This is a genomic window from Flavonifractor sp. An306, from assembly GCF_002159455.1.
Taxonomy (GTDB): Bacteria; Bacillota; Clostridia; order Oscillospirales; family Oscillospiraceae; genus Flavonifractor.
Map to the genome: position 1 here is coordinate 1 of NZ_NFIQ01000266.1, position 550 is coordinate 550.

Sequence of the window (550 nt, forward strand, 5' to 3'; positions counted from 1 at the left end):
TTGTATTAGACCCCCTTTTGGGCGGCTGTTTTTTAACAGTCGCCCTTTTTCTATCCCCAAATTTAGTGTGCGTTTTAGGGTGGGAAATCCCTTGTTTTTTCGCCTGTGGGAGGCGCAAACGAAGCCGCCCATATCCTTTCCCTCATGGGAGGCCGGGCGGCGATACAGGAGCGCAAACCCGCCGAAACGAACACTTTTCAAAACCGAAGGAAGGAGATATCCAACATGGCGGTATTCCGCATTGAGAAAACCCGCGATTACACGGTGATGTCCAATCACCATCTGCGGGATACGGGCCTGTCGTTGAAATCCAAGGGACTGCTCTCCATGATGCTGTCCCTGCCTGAGGACTGGAACTACACCACCAGGGGCCTTGCGAAGATCTGCAAGGAGGGTACGGACAGCATCGGCTCTGCCCTGAAGGAGCTGGAGCGGGCCGGCTACATCGTCCGCAACCGCCTCCGGGACAGCAAGGGCAAGATCGTGGACGTGGAGTATGTCATCTACGAAACGCCCCATCCCCCGGAGCCGGACGGGCCGTGTGAGGATG

General features: G+C 56.5%; 1 protein-coding gene. It reads left to right on the forward strand.

The genetic code is table 11. The features are described 5' to 3' along the window. Positions 1-225 precede the first annotated feature (225 nt). Positions 226-550 (forward strand): helix-turn-helix domain-containing protein (locus B5F88_RS20055; protein ID WP_140402249.1); only part of this gene is annotated, 325 nt, incomplete at its 3' end.